18 protein-coding genes are annotated in these 21,699 nt (G+C 38.6%); 8 read left to right on the top strand and 10 right to left on the bottom strand.

What is annotated here, in order from left to right; genetic code table 11:
* Positions 1-3 precede the first annotated feature (3 nt).
* Positions 4-825 (bottom strand): exodeoxyribonuclease III, encoded by an 822-nt coding sequence (gene xthA, locus ACYQ0E_RS13080; protein ID WP_460188669.1) that lies wholly within the window; start codon positions 823-825, stop codon positions 4-6.
* Between the two features lie 361 nt (positions 826-1,186).
* On the opposite strand from xthA, the gene purU reads away from it, so the two are divergent.
* Positions 1,187-2,044 carry a formyltetrahydrofolate deformylase gene (purU, locus tag ACYQ0E_RS13075; RefSeq protein ID WP_460188668.1) on the top strand — a complete coding sequence of 286 codons (858 nt, stop codon included), beginning with the start codon at positions 1,187-1,189 and terminating at the stop codon, positions 2,042-2,044.
* Between the two features lie 367 nt (positions 2,045-2,411).
* Here the strand turns inward: purU and ACYQ0E_RS13070 are convergent, their stop codons facing one another.
* Together ACYQ0E_RS13070 and msrB are read right to left on the bottom strand one after the other, a co-directional pair.
* Positions 2,412-4,604: a tRNA(Met) cytidine acetyltransferase TmcA domain-containing protein gene (locus tag ACYQ0E_RS13070; RefSeq protein WP_460188667.1), complete on the bottom strand. Its 2,193-nt coding sequence runs from the start codon at positions 4,602-4,604 to the stop codon at positions 2,412-2,414.
* A gap of 150 nt (positions 4,605-4,754) precedes the next feature.
* Positions 4,755-5,165 (bottom strand): peptide-methionine (R)-S-oxide reductase MsrB, encoded by a 411-nt coding sequence (gene msrB, locus ACYQ0E_RS13065; protein ID WP_460188666.1) that lies wholly within the window; start codon positions 5,163-5,165, stop codon positions 4,755-4,757.
* 103 nt (positions 5,166-5,268) lie between these two features.
* Here msrB and mnmC point away from each other — a divergent pair, with 103 nt between their 5' ends.
* The 3 genes from mnmC to ACYQ0E_RS13050 all read left to right on the top strand — a co-directional run bounded on the left by mnmC (position 5,269) and on the right by ACYQ0E_RS13050 (position 8,834).
* On the top strand, positions 5,269-7,341 hold the full coding sequence (gene mnmC / locus ACYQ0E_RS13060; RefSeq protein WP_460188665.1) for a bifunctional tRNA (5-methylaminomethyl-2-thiouridine)(34)-methyltransferase MnmC2/FAD-dependent 5-carboxymethylaminomethyl-2-thiouridine(34) oxidoreductase MnmC1: 2,073 nt from the start codon (positions 5,269-5,271) through the stop codon (positions 7,339-7,341).
* Positions 7,342-7,746: 405 nt separating this feature from the next.
* Positions 7,747-8,553 carry a hypothetical protein gene (locus tag ACYQ0E_RS13055; RefSeq protein ID WP_460188664.1) on the top strand — a complete coding sequence of 269 codons (807 nt, stop codon included), beginning with the start codon at positions 7,747-7,749 and terminating at the stop codon, positions 8,551-8,553.
* Positions 8,554-8,600: 47 nt separating this feature from the next.
* Positions 8,601-8,834: a hypothetical protein gene (locus ACYQ0E_RS13050; protein ID WP_460188663.1), complete on the top strand. Its 234-nt coding sequence runs from the start codon at positions 8,601-8,603 to the stop codon at positions 8,832-8,834.
* A gap of 235 nt (positions 8,835-9,069) precedes the next feature.
* On the opposite strand, the gene thiD is transcribed toward ACYQ0E_RS13050, so the two are convergent.
* Complete coding sequence (gene thiD, locus ACYQ0E_RS13045; protein ID WP_460188662.1) at positions 9,070-9,987, bottom strand: bifunctional hydroxymethylpyrimidine kinase/phosphomethylpyrimidine kinase; 918 nt, start codon at positions 9,985-9,987, stop codon at positions 9,070-9,072.
* 320 nt (positions 9,988-10,307) lie between these two features.
* Between thiD and ACYQ0E_RS13040 the strand changes: the two genes are divergently transcribed.
* The gene (locus tag ACYQ0E_RS13040) at positions 10,308-11,096 is read left to right on the top strand and encodes a competence/damage-inducible protein A (protein ID WP_460188661.1); all 789 of its coding nucleotides are present in this window, start codon (positions 10,308-10,310) and stop codon (positions 11,094-11,096) included.
* A gap of 185 nt (positions 11,097-11,281) precedes the next feature.
* Positions 11,282-12,466 carry a BaiN/RdsA family NAD(P)/FAD-dependent oxidoreductase gene (locus ACYQ0E_RS13035; RefSeq protein ID WP_460188660.1) on the top strand — a complete coding sequence of 395 codons (1,185 nt, stop codon included), beginning with the start codon at positions 11,282-11,284 and terminating at the stop codon, positions 12,464-12,466.
* A gap of 641 nt (positions 12,467-13,107) precedes the next feature.
* Here the strand turns inward: ACYQ0E_RS13035 and ACYQ0E_RS13030 are convergent.
* The 6 genes from ACYQ0E_RS13030 to ACYQ0E_RS13005 are packed head-to-tail and all read right to left on the bottom strand — an operon-like array spanning position 13,108 to position 19,800.
* Positions 13,108-14,316 (bottom strand): ABC transporter permease, encoded by a 1,209-nt coding sequence (locus ACYQ0E_RS13030; RefSeq protein ID WP_460188659.1) that lies wholly within the window; start codon positions 14,314-14,316, stop codon positions 13,108-13,110.
* Positions 14,313-15,032, bottom strand: a complete 720-nt coding sequence (locus tag ACYQ0E_RS13025) for an ABC transporter ATP-binding protein (RefSeq protein ID WP_460188658.1) — start codon at positions 15,030-15,032, stop codon at positions 14,313-14,315. Before ACYQ0E_RS13025 ends, ACYQ0E_RS13030 begins: the two co-directional genes overlap by 4 nt.
* Positions 15,029-16,303: an efflux RND transporter periplasmic adaptor subunit gene (locus ACYQ0E_RS13020; protein ID WP_460188657.1), complete on the bottom strand. Its 1,275-nt coding sequence runs from the start codon at positions 16,301-16,303 to the stop codon at positions 15,029-15,031. Before ACYQ0E_RS13020 ends, ACYQ0E_RS13025 begins: the two co-directional genes overlap by 4 nt.
* Positions 16,300-17,811, bottom strand: a complete 1,512-nt coding sequence (locus ACYQ0E_RS13015; protein WP_460188656.1) for an efflux transporter outer membrane subunit — start codon at positions 17,809-17,811, stop codon at positions 16,300-16,302. The genes ACYQ0E_RS13020 and ACYQ0E_RS13015 overlap by 4 nt, the downstream gene beginning before the upstream one ends.
* A complete protein-coding gene (locus tag ACYQ0E_RS13010) occupies positions 17,804-19,117 on the bottom strand; it encodes a sensor histidine kinase (protein WP_460188655.1) in 1,314 nt (437 codons plus the stop codon). The genes ACYQ0E_RS13015 and ACYQ0E_RS13010 overlap by 8 nt, the downstream gene beginning before the upstream one ends.
* Positions 19,114-19,800 carry a response regulator transcription factor gene (locus ACYQ0E_RS13005; protein WP_460188654.1) on the bottom strand — a complete coding sequence of 229 codons (687 nt, stop codon included), beginning with the start codon at positions 19,798-19,800 and terminating at the stop codon, positions 19,114-19,116. The genes ACYQ0E_RS13010 and ACYQ0E_RS13005 overlap by 4 nt, the downstream gene beginning before the upstream one ends.
* A 315-nt stretch (positions 19,801-20,115) precedes the next feature.
* On the opposite strand from ACYQ0E_RS13005, the gene ACYQ0E_RS13000 reads away from it, so the two are divergent.
* Together ACYQ0E_RS13000 and ACYQ0E_RS12995 are read left to right on the top strand one after the other, a co-directional pair.
* Positions 20,116-20,565, top strand: a complete 450-nt coding sequence (locus tag ACYQ0E_RS13000; protein ID WP_460188653.1) for a hypothetical protein — start codon at positions 20,116-20,118, stop codon at positions 20,563-20,565.
* A 271-nt stretch (positions 20,566-20,836) separates the two neighbouring features.
* A complete protein-coding gene (locus ACYQ0E_RS12995; protein ID WP_460188652.1) occupies positions 20,837-21,574 on the top strand; it encodes a glutathione peroxidase in 738 nt (245 codons plus the stop codon).
* Positions 21,575-21,699 lie beyond the last annotated feature (125 nt).

The following is a 21,699-nucleotide window of genomic DNA, read 5'->3' as shown; positions in this document are numbered from 1 at the left end:
TTTTTAAAATTTAAATTCAGTCCAAATAGGAGCATGGTCAGATGGTTTTTCCATTCCTCGTACGTCATAAGCGACTTCACTGGCAACCGCCTTGGCATTTAAAGAAGGCGTTGCTAAAACGGTATCAATTCTCAAGCCACGACGCGGTTCTCTATCAAAACCTTTTGAACGATAATCAAACCAGCTAAAAACGTCATTAACTTCAGGGTTAACGGTTCTAAATGTATCTATTAATCCCCAGTTTAAAAGGGTTTGCCACCATTCACGTTCTTCGGGTAAAAAGCTGGTTTTGCCATCTCGTAACCAACGTTTACGGTTAGGTTCGCCAATACCAATATCTAAATCGGTAGGTGAAATATTAAAATCACCAATGACCGCTATCTGCTGACTCGGGTCGCAGTCGTCTTCTAAATACGCCATTAGGTCTTGATAAAATTTCTCTTTAGCTGGAAATTTAACGGGATGGTCACGGCTTTCGCCTTGTGGAAAATACCCATTAATTACTTTTACCGTTTCACCATTCTCTAGTTTAAAGTCACCAATTACCATACGTTTTTGAGCCGTTTCATCATCGGTTTTCCAGCCCAGTTGAGAATCAATCAGTTCAATCCCTTTTCTGTATAGCAGGGCAACACCGTAATGGGTTTTTTGACCCATAAAAATGGCGTTATATCCCATCTCGTCAATCGCTTCAATCGGAAATTCATGGTCTTGAACTTTTGTTTCTTGTAAACCAATAATGTCTGGTGCAATTTGATCTGTTAAAGCTTGTAATTGATGTAAGCGTAAACGTACGCTATTGGTGTTGAATGAAACGATTTTCATAATAATGAAGAGCTCCGGTATTGCAATGAATGGTGAATAATTAAGCGATAAATTCTGATGTGGCTTAAACGACAACTCAAGTTGTATTAATGACATAAATTATAACGAATTTATGGCTCTAAACTTAAGAGAATGCGCTTAAATATTGGATATATCGCGAATTTTATTATGCTTAAGCCTCTTATAGATAGATACTTTTTATTTTTAGAGTTTGGTATTATGAACATCATTATTTTTATAAACTAATTTTAGCCATTTTTAACCGTGGCTTGACTAGTGCAAAGGTCTTAATTTATATGATTTTTGATTGTAAAATCTTGTACCAACGTCCAAATATATATTCTAAGGAACACAAACTGTTATGAGCCATGTTTATCGATTAGTTATTTCTTGTCCTGACCAAGTTGGGATAGTTGCCAAAGTTGCCGATTATATCGCAGCGCAAGGCGGCTCAATTATTGAAGCTAACCACCATACAGACTCAACAAATGGTTGGTTCTTTATGCGTCATGAAATTTTGGCCAGTTCGTTATCTACCTCATTAGCGGAATTTGAAAAAGGATTTGAAGCCATTGCCAAAGGGTTTGAAATGGAATGGTATGTTTCGGATTCTGAAAATCCTAAAAAAATAGCTCTATTTGCATCAAAGGAATCGCATTGTTTAGCAGATTTGCTACACCGTTGGCATGAAGGTGAATTACCTGGTGAAGTGGTTTGTGTTATTGCTAATCACGACGATTTACGCTCAATGGTTGAATGGTACAAAGTGCCGTTTCATCATGTTCCTGTTACGCCAGATACCAAACCAAAAGCGTTTGCAGAAACAGAAGCCTTGGCTAAAAAATATGATGCAGATATGATTGTACTTGCACGTTATATGCAAATTTTACCGCCACAAATGTGCTCTGATTACGCTGGCCAAGTGATTAATATTCACCACAGTTTCTTGCCTTCTTTTGTGGGAGCTAAGCCTTATCATCAAGCCAATCAACGCGGTGTTAAATTAATTGGTGCCACTTGTCATTACGTTACTCAAGATTTAGATGAAGGGCCAATTATTGAACAAGATGTTATTCGTATTAGCCATTCACAAACGATTGATGATATGAAGCGTTTAGGTCGTGATGTAGAAAAAACCGTATTAGCGCGTGGTTTACGTTATCACTTAGAAGACAGGGTATTAATTCACGGCAATAAAACGGTGGTTTTTGATTCTTAATTTAGCCATTTTTAAATACTAAAATAAAAATGAGTAAAGTGGGTTTAATGCTAGAAATAGGGTTTACCCACGGCACACAATTTTTAGGTTTCACTAGGTATACCAGGCCTGGTAAAACCGTGATTTATGCTGTTATTTCAAAATCATTGTGACTTTGTGGTTAATTTCGAAAATAGCCGTTGCTGATGAAATTTACCAGGCCTGGTAAATTCATATTTTTAATCTAAAAATACAATCTCATTTACCACGCACTTCGTCATTATCGGGCTTGAGCTGATAATCTCTCATTTTTTAGAAAAAGTTCTCTTATTAAGCGTGAATTACGATGTTTATTTAACAACTATGTGTCTTCATCGCTAAGTCAGTTTTATATCAACCACTTTTTAATGCAGTTTTTAAGCTGTTCTTCAACACCATTACGGCCTGCTAAATGGTGACTATGCGCGACATCTTGCCAGCTTTGTTTTTTAATAACCTTATCACACCAAATCGCTTGTTCACTAATAGAGCTGTGCTTAATTTGCAAAGCCGATTCTAAGCTCCATTGCCAAAGTTTATTACTAATTGATTCATAAGGCCGTAAACCACTTTGGTAATCTTGCAAGGCTTTGGTATAGCCATAATGATGTTGTTTAAATCTAAACGTTTGAATAATCGGCCAAATTTGCGTGGCGGGTAAATAGGGTAAAGATTCTAATAAGAGATGTGGAAATTGCTCTTGAAAACGACACTGCACCAACGATAAGGCTTGTCTAGCCATTGCTGTAATCGGTTTGGCAACTACGATATTATGCGTTCCACTAGATTTATCGCGTTTTACACCTACGTGCAATGGCCAAAAGTTTTGCCCAAACCAAAAGGGTAATAACTCATCACTTGAACCAAAACTACTGCATAAATAATCAAATCGTTTTTGGCTAGCAAGTTGCTCTACTTGATGAATTAATGTTTTACCAATGCCCATTCTCAAACATTGTGGATGCACAGCAATGCGCATAACTCTTAGAGCAGAAAGCATTAAAAAATCATTTTGAGCGTAATGTTTGGTCAGTAACTGCGGTACTAAATGCCCATGAACTCGACCACTTAAAGGGCTTATTTTTCCTTCTTCAACACAAAGTACGGCACCCAAAATAATGGTGGGAATATCGGTGGGTGGGTTTTCTTGTGTACAGGCAACAACAATATGAACATTGGGTGCATTTAACAACTGTTGTAAATCATTTGGACTGGTTTGATAGTGCGCCTGAACCAATAAACCAAACAGTGTTTTTAACAGGCCTGGGTTACGCAATAGTTGTTGAGCAGTAATATGTTGATAATGAATTTGATTGGTTTGAAGTTGATTAAGGTGGGATTCATTTAATTTAGTGATGTTTAAGTCTAACAACAACGATTGGTTAATGGCATTTTCTAACGGATCATTTTCTGACCAACGAATGGGTTGTGTTAAGGTTAAATTTTTCCAATCAGGCGTTTGTTGATTAAGATGTTTTTTAAAACGTAATTCAAAACCTCTGCCCGATCCTTCGTAGCCATGTAGCGTAGTGGCAAAAACAATTCTATGGTGGCGTTTAAGTATTTCTGTTAAAACTGGCGTTGGTAAATGCGCGGCTTCATCCACCATTAAAATATCTGCGCTAGTTGGGTGCAAAATCAAGGCATCTGGTGCCATAAATTCAACGGTTTTAATCTCTTTTTGATGGCAAAAAATGAGCAAGCCTGACTTGTGGCTTAAAATCTCTAAAGGCTCGTTTTTTTCAATTAAGTTTTCAACGGTTGCAAAGGCAAGGTCAAAAGAGGCTTTTGCTTGATCTAAACGACTGGCGGTAATGACAATGTGTCTTTTACCTTTTAACAAACAATCAATTGCCGCCAAGCCTAAGACACTGCTTTTGCCTCGACCACGGTCAGCCGTAATAACTAACGGACGTTTACGGTGACCAAATGCCACACTATTTATTGCGGTTAACGCTTGTTTTTGATCGTCAGTGGGTAAAATAAGTGGGGTGTTTGGCTGTGTGAGAGGCTCGGTAATTAAATCGTTATTTGTTTTGTCAAACGATTCAACTTCTTCTAACCATACAATAGGGCTATGTTGCCAGCATTGAATAAGATGTTGAGTAAAGCCAGATTTGGCATCTTTAAGCTGATATGGCGTATTTAAAAAACGACTATTTTCAGGATTAATAAGGGTTTGCCATTCTGTTACCGCAGGGGTAAGCAAAATGAGTAAACCGCCAGCCTGAATCATGCCAGCTACAATACCTAAAGTATCGGCACTTAATCCTTGTTTTACATCAATAATTGCACCAGCAATTTCTTGACCTAAATAATAAGGCAAACGTTTAGCTTCAATATTTTCACAACTAAAATCGGTAAGTGTTTGTGGCTCGTCTCTATGCTCTGTTAAAGAACTGCTTACCCAAAAAACCGTTTCATCATCTTGGTACAACCCTGTTAGCTGTTCTTTTTGCCAAGACTTTGCTCCGCTTAAAATGACCAGTTGGCGATGTTGCTTTTGGGCTAATTGTTTTCTCAAAGAGAGTAAGTCCAACATGAATGACCTGTTTAAAAACGTTAAAATAGTGGCAGTTAGTTGCTAGATATTCGCTATCTGTAATTTTACCTTTTACTATGGTGGCTTAGATGCAGTAGAAAATGCCAAGCCTGGTAAGTTTATAGTAATTTATGCAGATAAAACAAGAATTTATGTTTCTTGAAACTCTAAGCTGGTCGAGTTAATGCAAAAACGTAAACCTGTTGGTTGTGGACCATCGGTAAATACATGGCCTAAATGGCTATGACAGGCGGCGCATAATACCTCTGTTCTCGTCATTCCATGAGTTTGATCAATGCGTTCTAGTACCGATTCTTTATTGACAGGTTGCCAAAAACTTGGCCAACCAGAACCTGAATCATATTTTTCAGCTGAAGAAAATAGCGGTGCTTTGCAACAAGCACAAGAGTATATACCTGGTGTTTTTAAATCCCAATATTTACCTGTAAAAGCAGGTTCTGTTCCGCCACATCGGCAGATTTCATATTGTTCTGTGGTGAGCTTTTCTTTCCAAAAATCGGCAGTAGAATTGGCTTGATGAGTCAAATCATCTTCTTTCATAAGGCTCTCCTGTGTTGCGTATAATAGCGGTATTTATTGGTGTTAACCCCAAAGAGGGGGTTATTGTCATTTTAATTTTAATCCGAGTTGAATTTGCCTATTTATGTCTTCTATTAACAAACCCCCTCATACCCTTACTTTAGCACAAGTTAATTGGACAGATGAAGCGGTTCCAAAATCAGCACAGTTTGACGATTTTTACTTTTCTACTGATGGTGGGATGCAAGAAGTTGAACATACTTTTATTTTGCCAAATCAATTACCAAAACGATTTGCAGAATTAGCCAGTAATAGCACTTTTCGTATTGCCGAAACGGGGTTTGGTTCGGGGTTAAATTTTTTAATGGCGTGTGAATTATGGTTAACCAATGCGCCAGAAACTGCCGTATTACACTTTATTTCATTTGAAAAATATCCACTGCATATTAACGATTTAATTAAAACGCATTTAGTATTACAAACACTACCAGGCCTGGTAAAAATGGCCAAAGCATTGCAAGAAGCTTATCCATTATTACTCCCTGGCTGGCATGATGTATGGTTGTTTGATAATAGAGTACGTTTAACCTTGTGGTTTGGTGATGTATTAAAAGGGTTACCAGAATGTGATGCAAGTGATAATGCCAAAGTAGATGCGTGGTTTTTAGACGGCTTTGCCCCAGCCAAAAACCCTGATATGTGGCAAGCAGGTTTGTATCAACAGATGGCACGTTTAAGTCATTTACAAACCACATTTGCCACATTTACCGCCGCTGGTGATGTTAGACGGGCACTTGAAAAACACGGTTTTGAGGTAAAAAAAGCCAGCGGGTTTGGCAAAAAACGCGAAATTTGTTTTGGGCAATTAAGTCAGCAGCGGCCGTTCAGTTTAAAAGCACCATGGTTTAGCCGACCAGAACCTATAAAAACTAAAAACTCAAAACCCGGTAAAGCCGTGGTAATTGGTGCAGGTTTGGCGGGTGGTGCTATGGCTAATCAACTGGCTCAAGCAGGTTGGCAAGTGACCGTTTTAGAAAGTGAAAATGAGATTGCCACCCAAGCTTCAGGTAATTTAGCGGGTGCAGTGCATCCTTTAATTACCGCCGATTGGAACTTGCGTAGCCAATGGTATTTACAAGGTTTTGAGGCAACGTTACGCGCGGTAAAACCTTGGTTTAATCAGCAAGCAATGCAAACCAATCAAAAACAGGTTAAGTCAGGTCAAATATTTGCAGATTTAGGCAATTTAGCAGGCCTGGTACAGTTAAATGTTAGTCAAACCAGCTCGCAAAGAATACAAGAAGCCTTTGAACGAGTGGGTTTGCCAAATGATTTTATACAACCTCTTAGCCAACAACAGGCTAGCGAGTTAGTTGGCACCGATGTTTCGGCAAGTGGCGTTTTGTTTCCTCAAGGAGGCTGGCTTTACCCAAAAGCGGTAATACAACGGTGTTTTGATTATGACAATGTAAATGTTTTATGCTCTCAACAGGTAAAAACCGTAACACAATCAACCGATTTAACCTGGCAAGTCACAACACAAGAGCAAACATTTGATACCGATATTGTGGTGGTAGCAACAGGCATTTTAGACAGTCATTTAAATAAACAGCTTGGTTTGCCAATTCGTCCCGTTAAAGGGCAGGTAAGCCATTTGCAAGCCAATCAACAAAAGCAACAACTCAATATTGCGGTGACACATGAAGGTTATTCAACCGCTTGTGGCAATGGGTTAGCGGTAACCGGTGCGACTTTTGAAGCGCCAGATATGAGCACAATACTGAGTGAAGAAGCGCATCAATATAATATAGAGATGACACGAAAAGCGTTGCCAAATTGGTTAAATGTGACGGCTAAAGAATTAACTGGGCGCATTGCTTTTAGGCCAACAACGCCAGACCATTTACCTATTATTGGCGCGGTTGCTAATCCGCAGTGGATGCAAGAAGCCTACTTTAGCCAATCACATACACACGCTGTTTACCGATATAAACATCAACAATATCAACAGGGATTATATGTTTCTAATGGCCATGGCCCACGTGGATTAATGTCTGTATTTTTGGCGGCCGAAACGATTATGGCCGATATTGTAGGCAGTGCCTTACCGCAGCCTTTGTCTCTATATCAAGCAAGTCATTCAGCACGATTTAAGATTCGAGCTTGGCGAAGTGGAAAAAAACAGCAAACTCAATAAACGTAAATGCAAATTTTGTGAATGGTAAACGATTGATATTCGTTTATTTTTACTAAAAAGCGTAAGATAACTTGCTCTAAATGCAGGGTTTTATAGATTTTGAGAGATAAATCTAAATTCGCGAGTTAATGAAAAAAATGGATAAAATTAAACGTGAATAAATAAACGCCCATTTTTTAAAGAAATTTAATCGCTAAAACCCGTATTTATAGGAATCTAAAGTTGCTTTAATCGTTATAAAATCAAGCAATAAGGTATGATATGCCTTGAATGTAGGTGATGAAATCATTAAAAATGTTATTTGAAATTACCTGCCTGCAAAATTGGCCTAAAGGAGACTGGGTGTTAACCAGCAATAATTTGATAACTTATTATTATAAAAAAAGCAGAAATATGGATTATTTTTTGGCTAAAAACCAATTTTATAAAATTATCCTGGGTGTATTCTTAAGTGTTGTATTTGGAGCTCAGGCTTTTTTTAATACCGCTTTGGCGAGTGAAGTTATAAGCCAAAGCACCTGGCAAAAAGTGGCGCAGCAATTGCCAGAACCTATAGGTGTTTTTAATAAAAATTTAAGGGTGGCAGTACAAAAAGAATTGGTATTACCCCAATTAGACGTACTTGCAGAACCTAGTAAGCTTATTACCCGTTTACAGACCTTGGATAAAGGAATCTTTAAATATGTTCGTGTCAGTGAATCCAGTACACGATTTGTACAGTTACAACATTTAATGCCAGCCTTAGTGAATATTGAAGAACGTAAATTTATTGAGCAATATTTAAAAAATCACAATATGAAAGTTCCTAGACTAAGGGGGAGCCGATTATCTGTTTTGTTAGATAAGCGTATTGCTCGTTTAGCCAATGGTTTGATATTTAATATGAAACCTTTAGTGCGCCAACGTAGAGAATTTGAACAAGATCTTATGAAAGCGATGGCTAACAATGGTATTGAATTTTCGGCTAGACCACCTGATTTTATTTTAGATTATGACTTAAAACTAGCAGGTCAAGAGAGTGAAAATCAATGGAAGTTTTTTGGGGAACTGTCGTTATTAAATACGTTTGAAATGCCAATTATTGAAGTTAAAAATGAAATATTAGAACAAGGCAGCACCCAAGAGATAGCGCAAGCAAAAGGTATGCAGCAGCTTGCAAATATGGCGACAAAACAGCTAAAAGAGTTTTTAATAAACACCATTAAACACTAATTATTTTGAATAAAAACGATTAAACAAGAATTATGCAGGAATAAATTATGAACTTATTTGGAAAAATCAGCATTTTAATTTGGATTATTATCTTAGTCGCCGCTGCGATTATGTTTGATTGGTTTGGTAGTAGAGATATTGCCGTTAACCTTTTAGACTCAAGCCAAACCGCGGTAGAAAAACTTTCTGAAACGGGTGATCATGTGCAAGATGCAATTGATGTTGTTAGTGACAGTACTGAGCCTACCCGAGAAGAGATTAAAGATAAAGTTGCCGAATAAGCTCGTTGTATTTGCATCTGCAGAGAACGTTAGCCATTGTTTGGCAATGGCTAAGTTAACAGAAGAGATTTAAAAACAGCGAGTAATTTCTTATAACCGCTCTTTATTAAAACGTTTATTGTTCGGGTAACTTCAGTCCCTTTTTTTTGACTATTTATTACTACAATCTCAACCACTTTTCTCTTAGCTTATTTTTCTAAAGTAAGTGCGGTTTTCACTTTTGTACTCTTTTGAACTACTCTTCTTCGTCCAAAATACTAATGGCTTTTTGTCCAAAATGGTTTAAACCACCGTGTCTGTTGTTAAATGAATTTGCATCGTGAGAACTGTGATTGTACTGGTAGTGCGGCTGTGCGTAATCAGCGGTACTTAAGGCATTCTGTAAATAGTTTTTAGCCAGTTTTACAGCCTCAACTAATGGACGGTTAAAGGCCAATTGAGTGGCAATTGCTGATGATAAGGTGCATCCCGTACCATGTGTGTTTTGCGTGTTAATACGTTGTGCAGGGTAAGCAAACGTTTCGGTAGTCGTGGAATCAGCAGGCATACTAAACAAGTAATCAATAGCAAGGTTTTCAGCGCTGTGTCCTCCTTTTAGCAAGGTATTAGGCCAATGGTTTTGGGTGAGCTGTTGTAATATGTTTGGGACTTCATCTGCCGTGCCAATAAATTCACTATGAGTAGGCAGGTTAAGCAATCTGTTGAGCTCTGGTAAATTAGGTGTAACCAAGGTTGCTAAAGGTAAAAGCTTATTTCTAAAAAAGTTAATTGCCTTCTCTTCTAGCAGTGGTTTGCCACTACTACTGAGTATAATTGGATCTAATATCACAGAAATGTATGGGTTTTGTTTCCGTATTTTTGCAATAAATTCTACCACCACTTTTATAAGCGCTTCATTAGCGAGCATGCCTATTTTGATGGCGTTAATTTGATAGTCTACAAACAGGGCGTTTAATTGCGCTTCGAGCTGTTTAGCGGTAACAGGATAAACTTGCTGAACACCTTGACTGTTTTGCGCCGTAATTGCGGTAATGGCGGTTAAGGCATAACCACCCACTGCGTGAATGGTTTTTAAATCGGCCTGAATACCTGCTCCCGCAGAACTGTCTGAACCCGCAATGGTAAGTACCGTTGGCAGTGGATTTTGCATCATAAAATACGTCTTTAAATGGTTTTAGTATTAAAAATCATATTAAGAGAGACCTTTGAACGAGATCATAAACAAGTAAAAATGGCTAAAATTTCACTGCTTTTCGTTCTAAAACTTGTCAATAGCTAGCTATTAACTGCGTTTCAGGCCTTAAGTAGTAAAAATTTTCGCTCATTTTTCTTTTGCCCATGACTCGTGCAAAGGTCTCTAAGAATATATGAATTTTGTGGGTTAAGTCTGCCGTTAATTGGCAAATATGAGACAATTCTAAACCATTTTATGGCTAAGACTGATATTACGGTTAAATATAAACAAAGATTTCAATGAATGGAACGGGGTCCAATTCTATGCAAGAAAATAGTTTAAAAGTTGGCTTATTAATTATTGGCGATGAGGTGCTTTCTGGCAAAAGACAAGACAAGCATCTTGCTCAAGCAAATAGTTTGTTACAACCCAGAGGGCTGAGTGTTCATTGGGTAAAAATCGTGGGTGATGAACCTGGTTTTTTAACCCAGACCCTGCAAGATAGTTTTGCTAATAATTCAGGCGACACCGCAGTATTTAGTTTTGGTGGCATTGGCGCAACGCCCGACGACCGCACCCGTCAAAGCGCAGCGGCCGCTTTAGGTTTACCCATAGAGCGTCACCCAGAAGCCGTGGCAGAAATTGAAAGTCAATTTGGTGAAGAGGCTTATCCACAACGTATTCACATGGGTGAATATCCAAAGGGTGCGGAGATTATCCCCAATTTTTACAATCGTGTACCAGGCTTTTCAATTCAAAATCATCATTTTATGCCAGGATTCCCCATGATGGCAAAACCGATGATGGAGTGGGTTTTAAATCATTATTATTCTGACTATTATCAAAGCCCAACCATAGAAAAAGGCATTAAAATTCAAAATGGACAAGAATCAGACTGGGTAGAGTTTATGGAACAGTTTGAACTGGAATTTCCTACGCTTAGGTTATTTAGTTTACCCAGTATTCATGCCGATGAAACGCGTACTATCGACTTAGGAATAGAAGGCTTAGAAGCCGATGTATTAAAAGGCTATAAAGTGATTATTGAAGAAGCCAATGCTAGAAAGGTGGCTTGGAAACCTTTGTAAAATAAACAAGTTGTTTTAATGCACCACGAAGGCACGAAGCACGAAAACACGAAGAGTTAGAAGATGAAAAAAGGCATTTAAAAAATAAAAATGATTTAATCGTTATTTGTTTTTTTCTGTTTTAAAAACTTCGTGTCTTCGTGACTTAGTGGTCAAAATAAAAAATCAAAATTAAAAGAGTATGTATGTCTAATACCCCTCAACAGTGGGATGTCATTATTATTGGTGCTGGGGCTTCTGGGCTTATGTGTGCCGCCACGGCAGGTTATCAAGGTAAGTCTGTTTTGGTGATAGATCATGCTCCCAAAGCGGCGGCTAAAATTCGTATTTCTGGGGGCGGTAAATGCAACTTTACCAATGTGGATGTTTCCCCAGACAACTTTATTTGCCAAAACCCACACTTTGTAAAATCGGCATTATCTCGTTATCCTTCAAGTGCGTTTATTGAGCTAGTCGAACGTCATGGATTGGTCTTTGAACAGAGAGAACTCGGCAAACTATTTTGTGCTGAACGAGCTTCAGATTTAATACAAATTTTGCGTACCGAAGCCGATTGGGCTGGAGCAGAGGTAAAAACGAATTGTTCTGTTATAAAGCTAGAATATGTTCATGAAACCTATCAAATCCAAACTTCAGAGGGTGTATTTAGTACGCCAAAGTTAGTGATTGCTACAGGCGCGCTGTCTTTTCCAAAATTAAAAGCGACAGGTTTTGGTTATGAAGTCGCTCAACAGTTTGGCTTAAAGGTTATTCCCACTTTACCAGGCCTGGTACCTTTGGTATTTGAAGATAAATGGTTGCAACGTATTGCAGGGTTAAGTGGTTTGGCGTTAGATGTAAAGGTTTCGGCAGGTAAACAATCATTTCAAGAAGCCATTTTATTTACCCATAATGGGTTAAGTGGTCCAGGCATTTTACAGGCCTCAAATTACTGGCAAATGGGCAAGCCCATTTATATAAATCTTTTACCAGGCCTGGTCATTTTAGAAGAGCTCAAACAACTTAAACAATCGGGCGAAAGTCTGTCTAAATGGCTTAATTTACATTGGCCAAAACGATTTTGCCAGGCCTGGTTAGAGTGGTTTCCGATTGAAAATCAACTTTCAAACTTAACCGATGAAGCGCTTGCCGAATACGCCGAGCATATTCAAAACTGGACACTTTATCCAAGTGATACCGCAGGTTACGATAAAGCCGAGGTAACGTTAGGTGGGGTAGATACCAATGAAGTATCGTCCAAAACCTTTGAAGCTAAAAAACAACCTGGCTTGTATTTTATTGGTGAAGTGCTAGATGTAACAGGGCATTTAGGTGGCTACAACTTTCAATGGGCATGGGCATCTGGCGTAGCTTGTGGGTTGGCAGTTTGAGGTTTTAATAGTTAACCGCGAAGACAGGAAGTCACGAAGATTTTAAACAATAAATAAATTAGGATTTAGCAGGCCTGGTAAGATTAAAAAGACTTTATGCTTTTGTGTTTTCGTGGTCAAAAAACGGTCTTGGAAATCATTAAAGGGTTGCATCTCTATTTATAATGTAAAACCTTGCTTACACTCCCTTTATAAATCAGCATTAATAAAGTATATAAACTTTGTTCATGGTAACTTCAATTTCATGTCATTTTTGACTATTGATGTGCGGTGGTCGATTGTTTTAAACTGGTTTCAGTCCAAAAGCTTTACCTCTCTCGAACCTCACCTAAACTTTTGGATTTTTTATAAGTTAAGTTCACGTTTCAGTACTTGGTTTTACATTTGTACCTTCCAGATTATGTCTGTAAAACTAAGTACCTTTTATAAGGTTTCACTTCTTCTAAGCTTTAATTTCTTATTATCAATAAATTATCAATTAACTCAATTTGGTTTAACAGATTGGTCTAATCTAACGGTTATTATTAGAACATCACGGTAAGACGACCTCGTTGCGAGCACACTTTTATTGTGCACCTGCTAGAAAATGTTTTTTTGAATGAATAAAAGGAGAGGGTAAATCTCCTTTTATTTAGTGTGATTTATTCGTGTCTTAATGCATCAATTGGATTTAAACGAGCAGCATTTTTTGCAGGGAAATAACCAAATACTACACCTACCGCAGCAGAAAACACAAAAGCTAAAAAGATAATGCTAAAGTCCAATATGTAGGGTATAGACATAATACTGCTGACAATTGCTGAAGCGCCAATAGCGAGTGTAATGCCTATTAGGCCTCCCAAGGTGGAAAGCGCTACGGCTTCTACTAAAAATTGCCATAACACTTCTCGTTCGGTGGCGCCAATGGCCATTCGTATACCAATTTCGTGCGTTCGTTCTATCACCGAAACCAGCATAATATTCATAATACCAATACCACCAACAATTAAACTTACCGCCGCCACGGCACCCAGTAGCATGGTCATGACTTTGGTGGTGCTGGTCATAGCGGCAGTAATTTCGGTGGTATCCATGACTGAGAAGTCATTTTTTTCGCTATCGCTAAGATGACGTCTATCTCTTAATAGCATGGTAATAGCTCGGTTAACGACATCAGTATCCACATTTGGTTTTACAGAAATACGCATCATACCTACATCATCGTTTCCTGTAATACGCCGTTGAACGGTTTTTAACGGCATAACAATGGTATCGTCTTGGTCATTACCCATCATGGATTGACCTTTAGAGTTAAGTACCCCAATGACTTTACAGGTGAAGTTTTGTAAACGCAGTTCTTGACCAAGTGGCTCGATTTTAGGCATAAGTTCTTTAACAATCGTGCTGCCTATAATACAACTTGTTTTACCCACTTTTAGCTCTGTACTATTAAATGTACGGCCTTCGGCAATGGTCCAATTACCCGTGGTAAAGTAGTCGTTGTTTGTGCCATTTATGGTGGTTGACCAGTTATCATTACCAAAAATAACGGTCATACTGGTTCTAACTGTGGGTGCCACAGCCACTAACGAAGTGATTTGCTCTTGAATGGCTTCGGCATCGGCGAGTTTAAACATTTTTGCACCAGAGGAACCGCTACCAGGTCCCATTCTTTGACCTGGCATGACCATGAGTAAGTTACTACCTAAGCTAGAGATTTGTGTGGTCACTTTGGCGGTGGCACCGTTACCGAGCGTGACCATGGTAATTACCGCCGCCACACCAATAATAATACCGAGCATGGTTAAGGCAGAGCGCATTAGGTTTCGGCGAATTTCTTTTATGGCGAGTAAAAAGGCGTTCCAAATCATAATAACGCTCCTGTTTGTTGTTCATCCGTCTCTACATTGCCATCTACAAAGTGAATTAACCGACTGGCGTATTTAGCCATATCGGGTTCATGGGTCACCATTAATACGGTAATACCTGTGTCACGGTTTAGGTCGCTGAGAAGTTTCATAATTTCGTGACTGCGTTCAGTATCTAGGTTACCTGTGGGTTCATCGGCCAGTAGGATTTGTGGATCGGTAACTAAAGCACGGGCAATGGCCACACGTTGTTGTTGTCCGCCAGAAAGTTGCCCTGGTGAGTGGTCTTCCCAACCTTTTAGGCCAACACGTTCTAATGACTTTGCGGCCAATAAACGTCGCTGTTTACTGGGTACACCACGGTAAATTAAGGGCAGTTCAACGTTTTCAATGGCCGAAGTGCGTCCAAGTAAATTAAAGCCTTGAAAGACAAAACCAAGATGGTTACGGCGTAATAAAGCACGTTCATCACGGTTAAGCGTTTCAATGGGTAAACCTCTAAAAAGGTAGTGGCCATTTGTGGGTGTGTCTAAACAACCTAACAAGTTCATTACGGTAGATTTACCTGAGCCACTTGGCCCCATAATGGCCACAAATTCACCGTTATATATTTTAAAGTTTACCCCTTTTAACGCGTCAAAGGCAGATTCACCTTGCCCAAAACGTTTAGTGATTTGTTGAAACTCAATCACGGGTTCTAAGTCTGATGACGGCTTCATTTGGTGGGTACCTCAACGCCAACAATAATCTCTTCACCTTCTTTTAAGTCACCTTCGGTCACTTCAATTAAGCCACCATCAGAATCACCGACTTTAATTTTTATAGGTTCAGGTTTACCGTTGACTAAATGCCATACTCTTTTATAACCAGGTTCAACATCGGTTTTAATGATTTCACTTTTATTGGATGGGCGACGAAAGGTAAGTGAATCCAGAAAACTTTTACTTTCTTTGGCTTTGCCAATCAGTTCTGGTGTAAAGCGTAAAGCGCCCAATGGAATTTTTAAAACGTCCTTTTTCTCTTTAACTAATATATTTGCCGTAGCAGTCATGCCTGGGCGAAGTTTTAAATCTTTGTTAGAGACTTCAAGTAAAGAGGTATACGTTACTACGCCATCGGTGGTTTCAGAGCCATAACGCACTTGTTTAATGGTTGCTGGAAACTCTTGATTAGGATAAGCGTCAACGGTAAAAGTGGCGTTTTGTCCAGCAGCAACTTGGCCTACATCGGCCTCATCCACATCGGCCTCAAGTTCCATTTTGGTTAAGTCTTCGGCAAGCGTAAATAAAACGGGTGCAGACATGGTTGCGGCAACGGTTTGCCCAGGTTCAATAGAGCGTTCAAGCACAACGCCATTAATCGGAGACACGATATTGGCTTTAGCTAAATCAGTTAAGTCTTGGTCTAAGTTAGCTTGCGCTTGCTCTACTTGTGCCTCTGCTGTGGTTTTAGCAGCACGTGCACGTTCATTGGCGGCATTGGCTGAAATAAAGTCCGCTTTTGAAGGCAGTTTACCGCCAGAAAGTTTGCGAACTTCTACCAACCTTTCATATTCTGCTTTAGCTTCTTGTAAAGATGCTTCGGCTTCAAGTACGCCCGCTTTAGCCACTTTTAAAGCTGCTCGGGTTTGTAGCACTTGGGCTTTAAGTGTATCGGTATTTAAATGCGCCAATAACTGGCCTTTTTTAACAGGGCTATTGTAATCAACCAGTACCTCATCAACGGTTCCGGAAAGCTCACTCCCCACATCTACCTCATTGGTTGGCTGAATGGTACCGGTGGTTGACACTGTTGCTCTAATGTCTCCACGTGAAACATTGCCCATTTTATAAATAGGTGCTAAATCTTGTTTAGGAAAAAAGGTTGTCACTCCCCAAGCCAGTAGGGTAAAGAGAATAACAAACGCTACAATTTTAATGATCAATGATGAACGTTTAGGTTTAACATCAAGCCCAAGTTGTTCTTTTAAGGATTCGGGTGTTTGACTCATTTTTGCATTCCTTGTTGTGTGTTAGCTTTATCTGAACTAACGTCTGATTCATTGTTTGATTTTTGGCTTGATTTATCAAGCGTTTGTTGTGATTGTTGTATTGCCCAACCGCCCATAATAGATTGAGTTAAGGTGGTGATATTGTTTAGGGAGGTTGTTTCGGCTGTTAAATATTGTTGACGCAAAGAAAGCAGCGTTCTTTGTGCCGTTAATACGGTAAAGAAATCAGCCTGACCAGACTGATAAAGCAGGGTGGATAACTTAACTTCTTCTTCTGAGGCTTGCAGCGCTTTATTAAGTGATTCCAATGTTTTTTGATTAAGTTGAACATTGGTTAAAGCCACTTGAGTTTCTTTTAATGCACTTAAAATGGTTGATCGTAGCGTTAAAATCGCTTGAACTTCTTGTTCATGTTGAATGTCTACTTGAGCTTGTAGTTGGCCATGGTCAAATAAAGTTTGCACAATGCCTAAACTTAAACCACTTACCCAAGAGTCAATTGAAAAGAGTTTGGATAAGGTATTGCCATCTAAACCAATGTTACCGCTCAGCGTAAACCCTGGTAGTTGATTGGCTTTAGCCGAGTCCGTTAAGGCCATAGCGGAAACTACACGCATTTCATCGGCTTTAACATCAGGTCGTTGCAATAGCACATTAGCAGGAATGGGAATCTCGGTAATATTTGGAATTTTTGGTAAGACCCCAGGATTTTGTAATGTTGATTGTAAAATTGTGGGAGTTTTGCCCAATAGCAAAGCTAGCTCATATTGAGATTGCTGAATCGTGGTTTCAAAACCTGGAATGGTCGATTTGGTTTGTTCATAACTGCGATGAGCTTGCACCACGTCCAAATCACTTACTAACCCCGCTTTAGCTTGCCAACCTGTTAATTCAATGGTTTCTTGCCAGCTGGCTAAGGTTTCTTCGGTGAGTTTTTTTTGTGCTTGGGCATTTCTCAAAGCAATATAGGTATTGGCCACTTCGGTACTTAAGCTAATGGCAATATCGGCATAATCCATTTGTGAGGCTTTTTCTAAGGCCTGGTATGAACTGTATGTTTTTGAGTTTTGCCCAAAAATATCGGGCTCCCAAGACGCTTCTAAACCAAGCGAAAAGTTGTCGCTGGTAATATCTGTTCTATTGCTGTAGGTTCGGCTGCCATTGCCGCCAATGCTTAGACTTGGATATAAAGCACCTTCTTGTTGAATGCGGTAGGCACGTGCTTCTTTAATACTAGAAAGCGCACTTAATAAATCGGGGTTTGCTTTTAAAGCCTGCTCAATTAAATCATTAAGAACAGGGTCATTTAAGCTTAACCACCATTCGGTGGTGTTTTGAGCGGCGGCCGCTTTCGTTCCCTGATTTTGTTGGTTTGTTTGGGCATCCCATTGGAGAGGTATATCTTGAGTAGCAGGCGCTTCTCTAGTTGGGCTACTACAACCTGTTAATGAAGCTAGACCGACAAAAGGTAAGCCAAGTGCTGTAAGAAGAATAAGTCGTTTAAACATGGTTTTTTCCATCCTGTTTACCAGGCCTGTTAGAAATTGAGGAGGTTGAATCAAAAATAACACGAACAAAATGTTGGTTATTTGTTTTTATAAATGAGAGTTGCCAATTAAATTGGTCACAAAGTTGTTTTACTAAAGCGGTGCCTAATCCAAAGCCAAGTTTGTTTTCAGAACTTAGAGGGTCAATTGGATTTTTAATGGTTAATTGATTGTTGTGCTGTTCAATAGAAATTTCACCCGACCAGCTGTGTTCATAGGCATTTCGTAATAGATTGTTGATAATGATTTGGCAAGGTATTTGAGCCGAATTGATTTCAAATTCATTAACATTTAAATGAACTGTTATTTCTTTGTTGGTCAGTAAATAAGCCAAAGATTCATTTAGGTCGGTAATGAGAAGATCAAGTCTAAATTGGCTTTGTGGAATTTCGTGATCTCTTTCATGGCTCATCCATAATAAGGTGTTGGTTAAATCCGTCATGGTCAAACCGGCACGGTACAAACGGTTTAGCACCGCTTGCTCAGATTGAGAGGGATTTGGGTTTAAACGTTGTAATAGTTCAACATTATTACGAATAACGGCAATGGGCGTGCGCAGTTCATGACTGGCGTGTTTTAAAAACTTTTCTTCTCTTTCTATGCTGGTAAGGGTACTGTTTAAACCATTTTGTATTAATTCAGCCAGTTGATTAAGTTCCTTATAACGAAAAGACGGTGCTGGCTTTTTAAGGGAATTGGCATCTAATTTTTTGGCCCATGAACCCAGTTCTTCAATTGGACGGCCAATGCCTTTTAAAATAAAAAACAGCAGAACCACAAGAGCGACAGCTAAAAAAGCCAGTATTAAGTTTAAAATTGTTCTAGAACGGTCGGCATAATCTATACCCAGTCTTGGTGCATGAGAAAGCTCAATTTTACGACCAACATATACCTTTGGAAGGTCTGGGTAATCAACATGCACCATAAAATAGATTTCGGTAGGGCGCGATTCGTTTTTTGGGGTGACTTTTATTTTATAAAGTGTGTTTGTTTCTTCGGGTTTTTTAAAAATCTGTTGATAGTTTTGAGGCAAGTCAGTCCATTTTTTTTCAATTACAAATTCATTATTTAAAGACCATTGTTGTTTATGAAGAGTGACATCTTTTTGATAAGCTTCTACCGCTTTTTGCATATTGCTAAGCATGGCGGTATCCAAGCCTTGCATAAAAAGATGGTGACCTAATACAAAGTAGCCTAGTAATAGGGTCGAACCTATAATGACCATTATGCCGATAAAGTAAAATTTTAAACTGGCACTAAACTTCATGTGTTTGTCTCTTGAGGCGTTTGAATTAAAAAACCATAACCTGCTACCGTTTGAATCATTGGCAAGGTGGACCTTTGGTCAATTTCTTTACGTAAATGATGAATGTGAACCTTAAGGTTGTCTGTTGGTGGTGATTCTTCTCCCCAAACGGCCCTTATTAATTCTTGTTTTGAAACCGCTTGCGGGCTAGCACGCATCAATTTTTCTAAAATAAGCCATCCTGTTGGAGAAATTTTTAAAACTTGGGATTTCATGGATACTTGATGGCTTGTTAAATCCATTTCTAAAGCACCAATGGTAAGTTTTTGGGTTGCGCCACTGCGTCGCTTGGCTAAAACTCTCACTCTTGCAATCAGCTCTAATACCTCAAACGGTTTAATTAGATAATCGTCGGCACCTTTTTCAAATCCAGTGAGTTTGTCCGAAAGCCCGTCAAGTGCAGTGAGCATTAAAATGGGCGTTTCTATACCGCCTAATCTAAGTGATTGGCAGACATCTAAACCATTCATGCCAGGTAGGTTTATATCTAGAAGAATGACATCGTATTGATTTATTAAAGCTAATTGTTGACCAATTTTGCCATTAAATGCGTGGTCGCAAATAATCGATTCAAGCTCCAAAAAGTCAATTAAGGTATTGGCTAAGTCTAAATTGTCTTCTACTAATAATATTTTTAACGGCATGTTTCCTGACCTGAAAGTCATAGTTTAGTTAAGTATAGAGTAGTTATTGTTAATAAATGGTTAATACAGAAAAAATGGATAACCGCAGATTTTTTTTGATGGTCTTTATAAAGGCATCGTTTGAATAGTAAACCTATATAAAACAAAAGCACAACGATTTGGGTGGTGTTTATTGAATAAATTCACGTAATTGACAAGCTAAGGTAGTGTAAACAAAGCAAAATAGCGAAAGAGGGTTTGGTGTATAATTTGCAAAAAAAATATGCAAATAGACGGCTAGAAAAAAGCTCTGAGAAACAAAAGTTGAACGTTAAAATGAATTTACTAAATTTAGATGAAAAAAACCGCGACTCTTTTACTAAAATTGTGAAAACGTTAGTGCAAAAACATAATACAGACCCTAAAGAAATGTTTATGCATGCTTTAGAAAGTGAAGCTGAACCAGAGATGAACTATTGGATGGGCATGGTGTTAATGCAAGAGTATTTTGTTTCACCACAATTAGAAGTTGCTAAAGATGCTGCAGGAGAACCTGTAAAAGCTCTACAAGCGGCTTGCTTGTTGCAAAATGTAGGGTTAGTTGCCGCATTGCTTGAGTTGGATGGCTTTAAAGGCAGTGTGGTGGATAGAGAGTTTCAGTTAGCTGCAAGAATAGCCTCTTCGCATGAAGATCAAGCCGTGTTAGGGTTGTTAATGAAATATGCTCAAGAAAAAGATGCTTTAGAGCCTTTTATGCGTTCACTTCAAGGTTCAACTTTGCAATAAATTTATGGTTTAATATTTTTTCTAAAAAAATATAGACTTGATTTGTATAAAACCCTCATTAAAGCCCTTATAAAGCCCCTAGTTATAAGCACGGTTTTTTGTGATAGTTAAAAACTATCGAACTGGTAAATATAATTAACTTTATAAAACAAGGGTTATTCGGTAAACTGGGTTCAAGTTTTCGAGATAACTCGTTAACAAAATATATTATAAAAAAACAATTTAAAGCAATTTTAGAGCACGTATGGTGTTTAACTTAAGGAGAAGAAGAATGGCATTAGTAAATAAAGAAGGTCAAAAAGTTCCAGCAGTCACATTTCGCACTCGTCAAAACGATGAATGGGTAAATGTTACGACTGATGACTTATTTGCAGGTAAAACAGTTGCTGTATTTTCGCTTCCCGGTGCTTTTACCCCTACGTGTTCATCAAGCCACTTACCACGTTTTAACGAGCTAGCCGCTGTATTTAAAGAAAACGGTGTTGATAGTATTGTTTGTATGTCAGTGAATGATACGTTTGTAATGAATGCATGGGCAGAAGATCAAGAAGCCGATAACGTGATTCTTATTCCTGATGGAAACGGCGAGTTTTCTGATGGCATGGGGATGTTAGTAGACAAAACAGACATTGGTTTTGGTATGCGTTCATGGCGTTATTCAATGGTCGTTAAAGACGGCGTAGTTGATAAAATGTTTATTGAACCAGAAGTAGACGGCGACCCGTTTGAAGTGTCAGATGCTGATACTATGCTAGCCTATATTAACCCAGAAGCTAAGCCACCACGCGTTGCGACGATTTTTACTAAACCTGGTTGCCCTTTCTGTAAGAAAGCGAAAGCAAGTTTGAAAGAAAACGGTATTTCTTATGAAGAAATTACGATTTCTAATCACGGGCCAAGTTCTAAAACTTTACGCGCGATTGCTCAGGCAAGCACAGTGCCACAAATATTTATTGAAGGTGAATACATTGGTGGTTCAGATGATCTAGAAGTGTATTTAGCTAAGTAAGGTATTGTAAATTACTTGTTTTAACACAATTTAATATTTACCAGGCCTGGTAAATATTAAGCTAGAATAATTTGTAATGATTATTTTAAAGAGCCGATACTGTTCTTCGCTATCGGCTTTTTTTA

The sequence above is a fragment of the Thiomicrorhabdus hydrogeniphila genome (assembly GCF_054656895.1).
The sequence above is the reverse complement of the archived record's forward strand: the minus strand, read 5'-3'. Positions and strand labels throughout refer to the sequence as shown.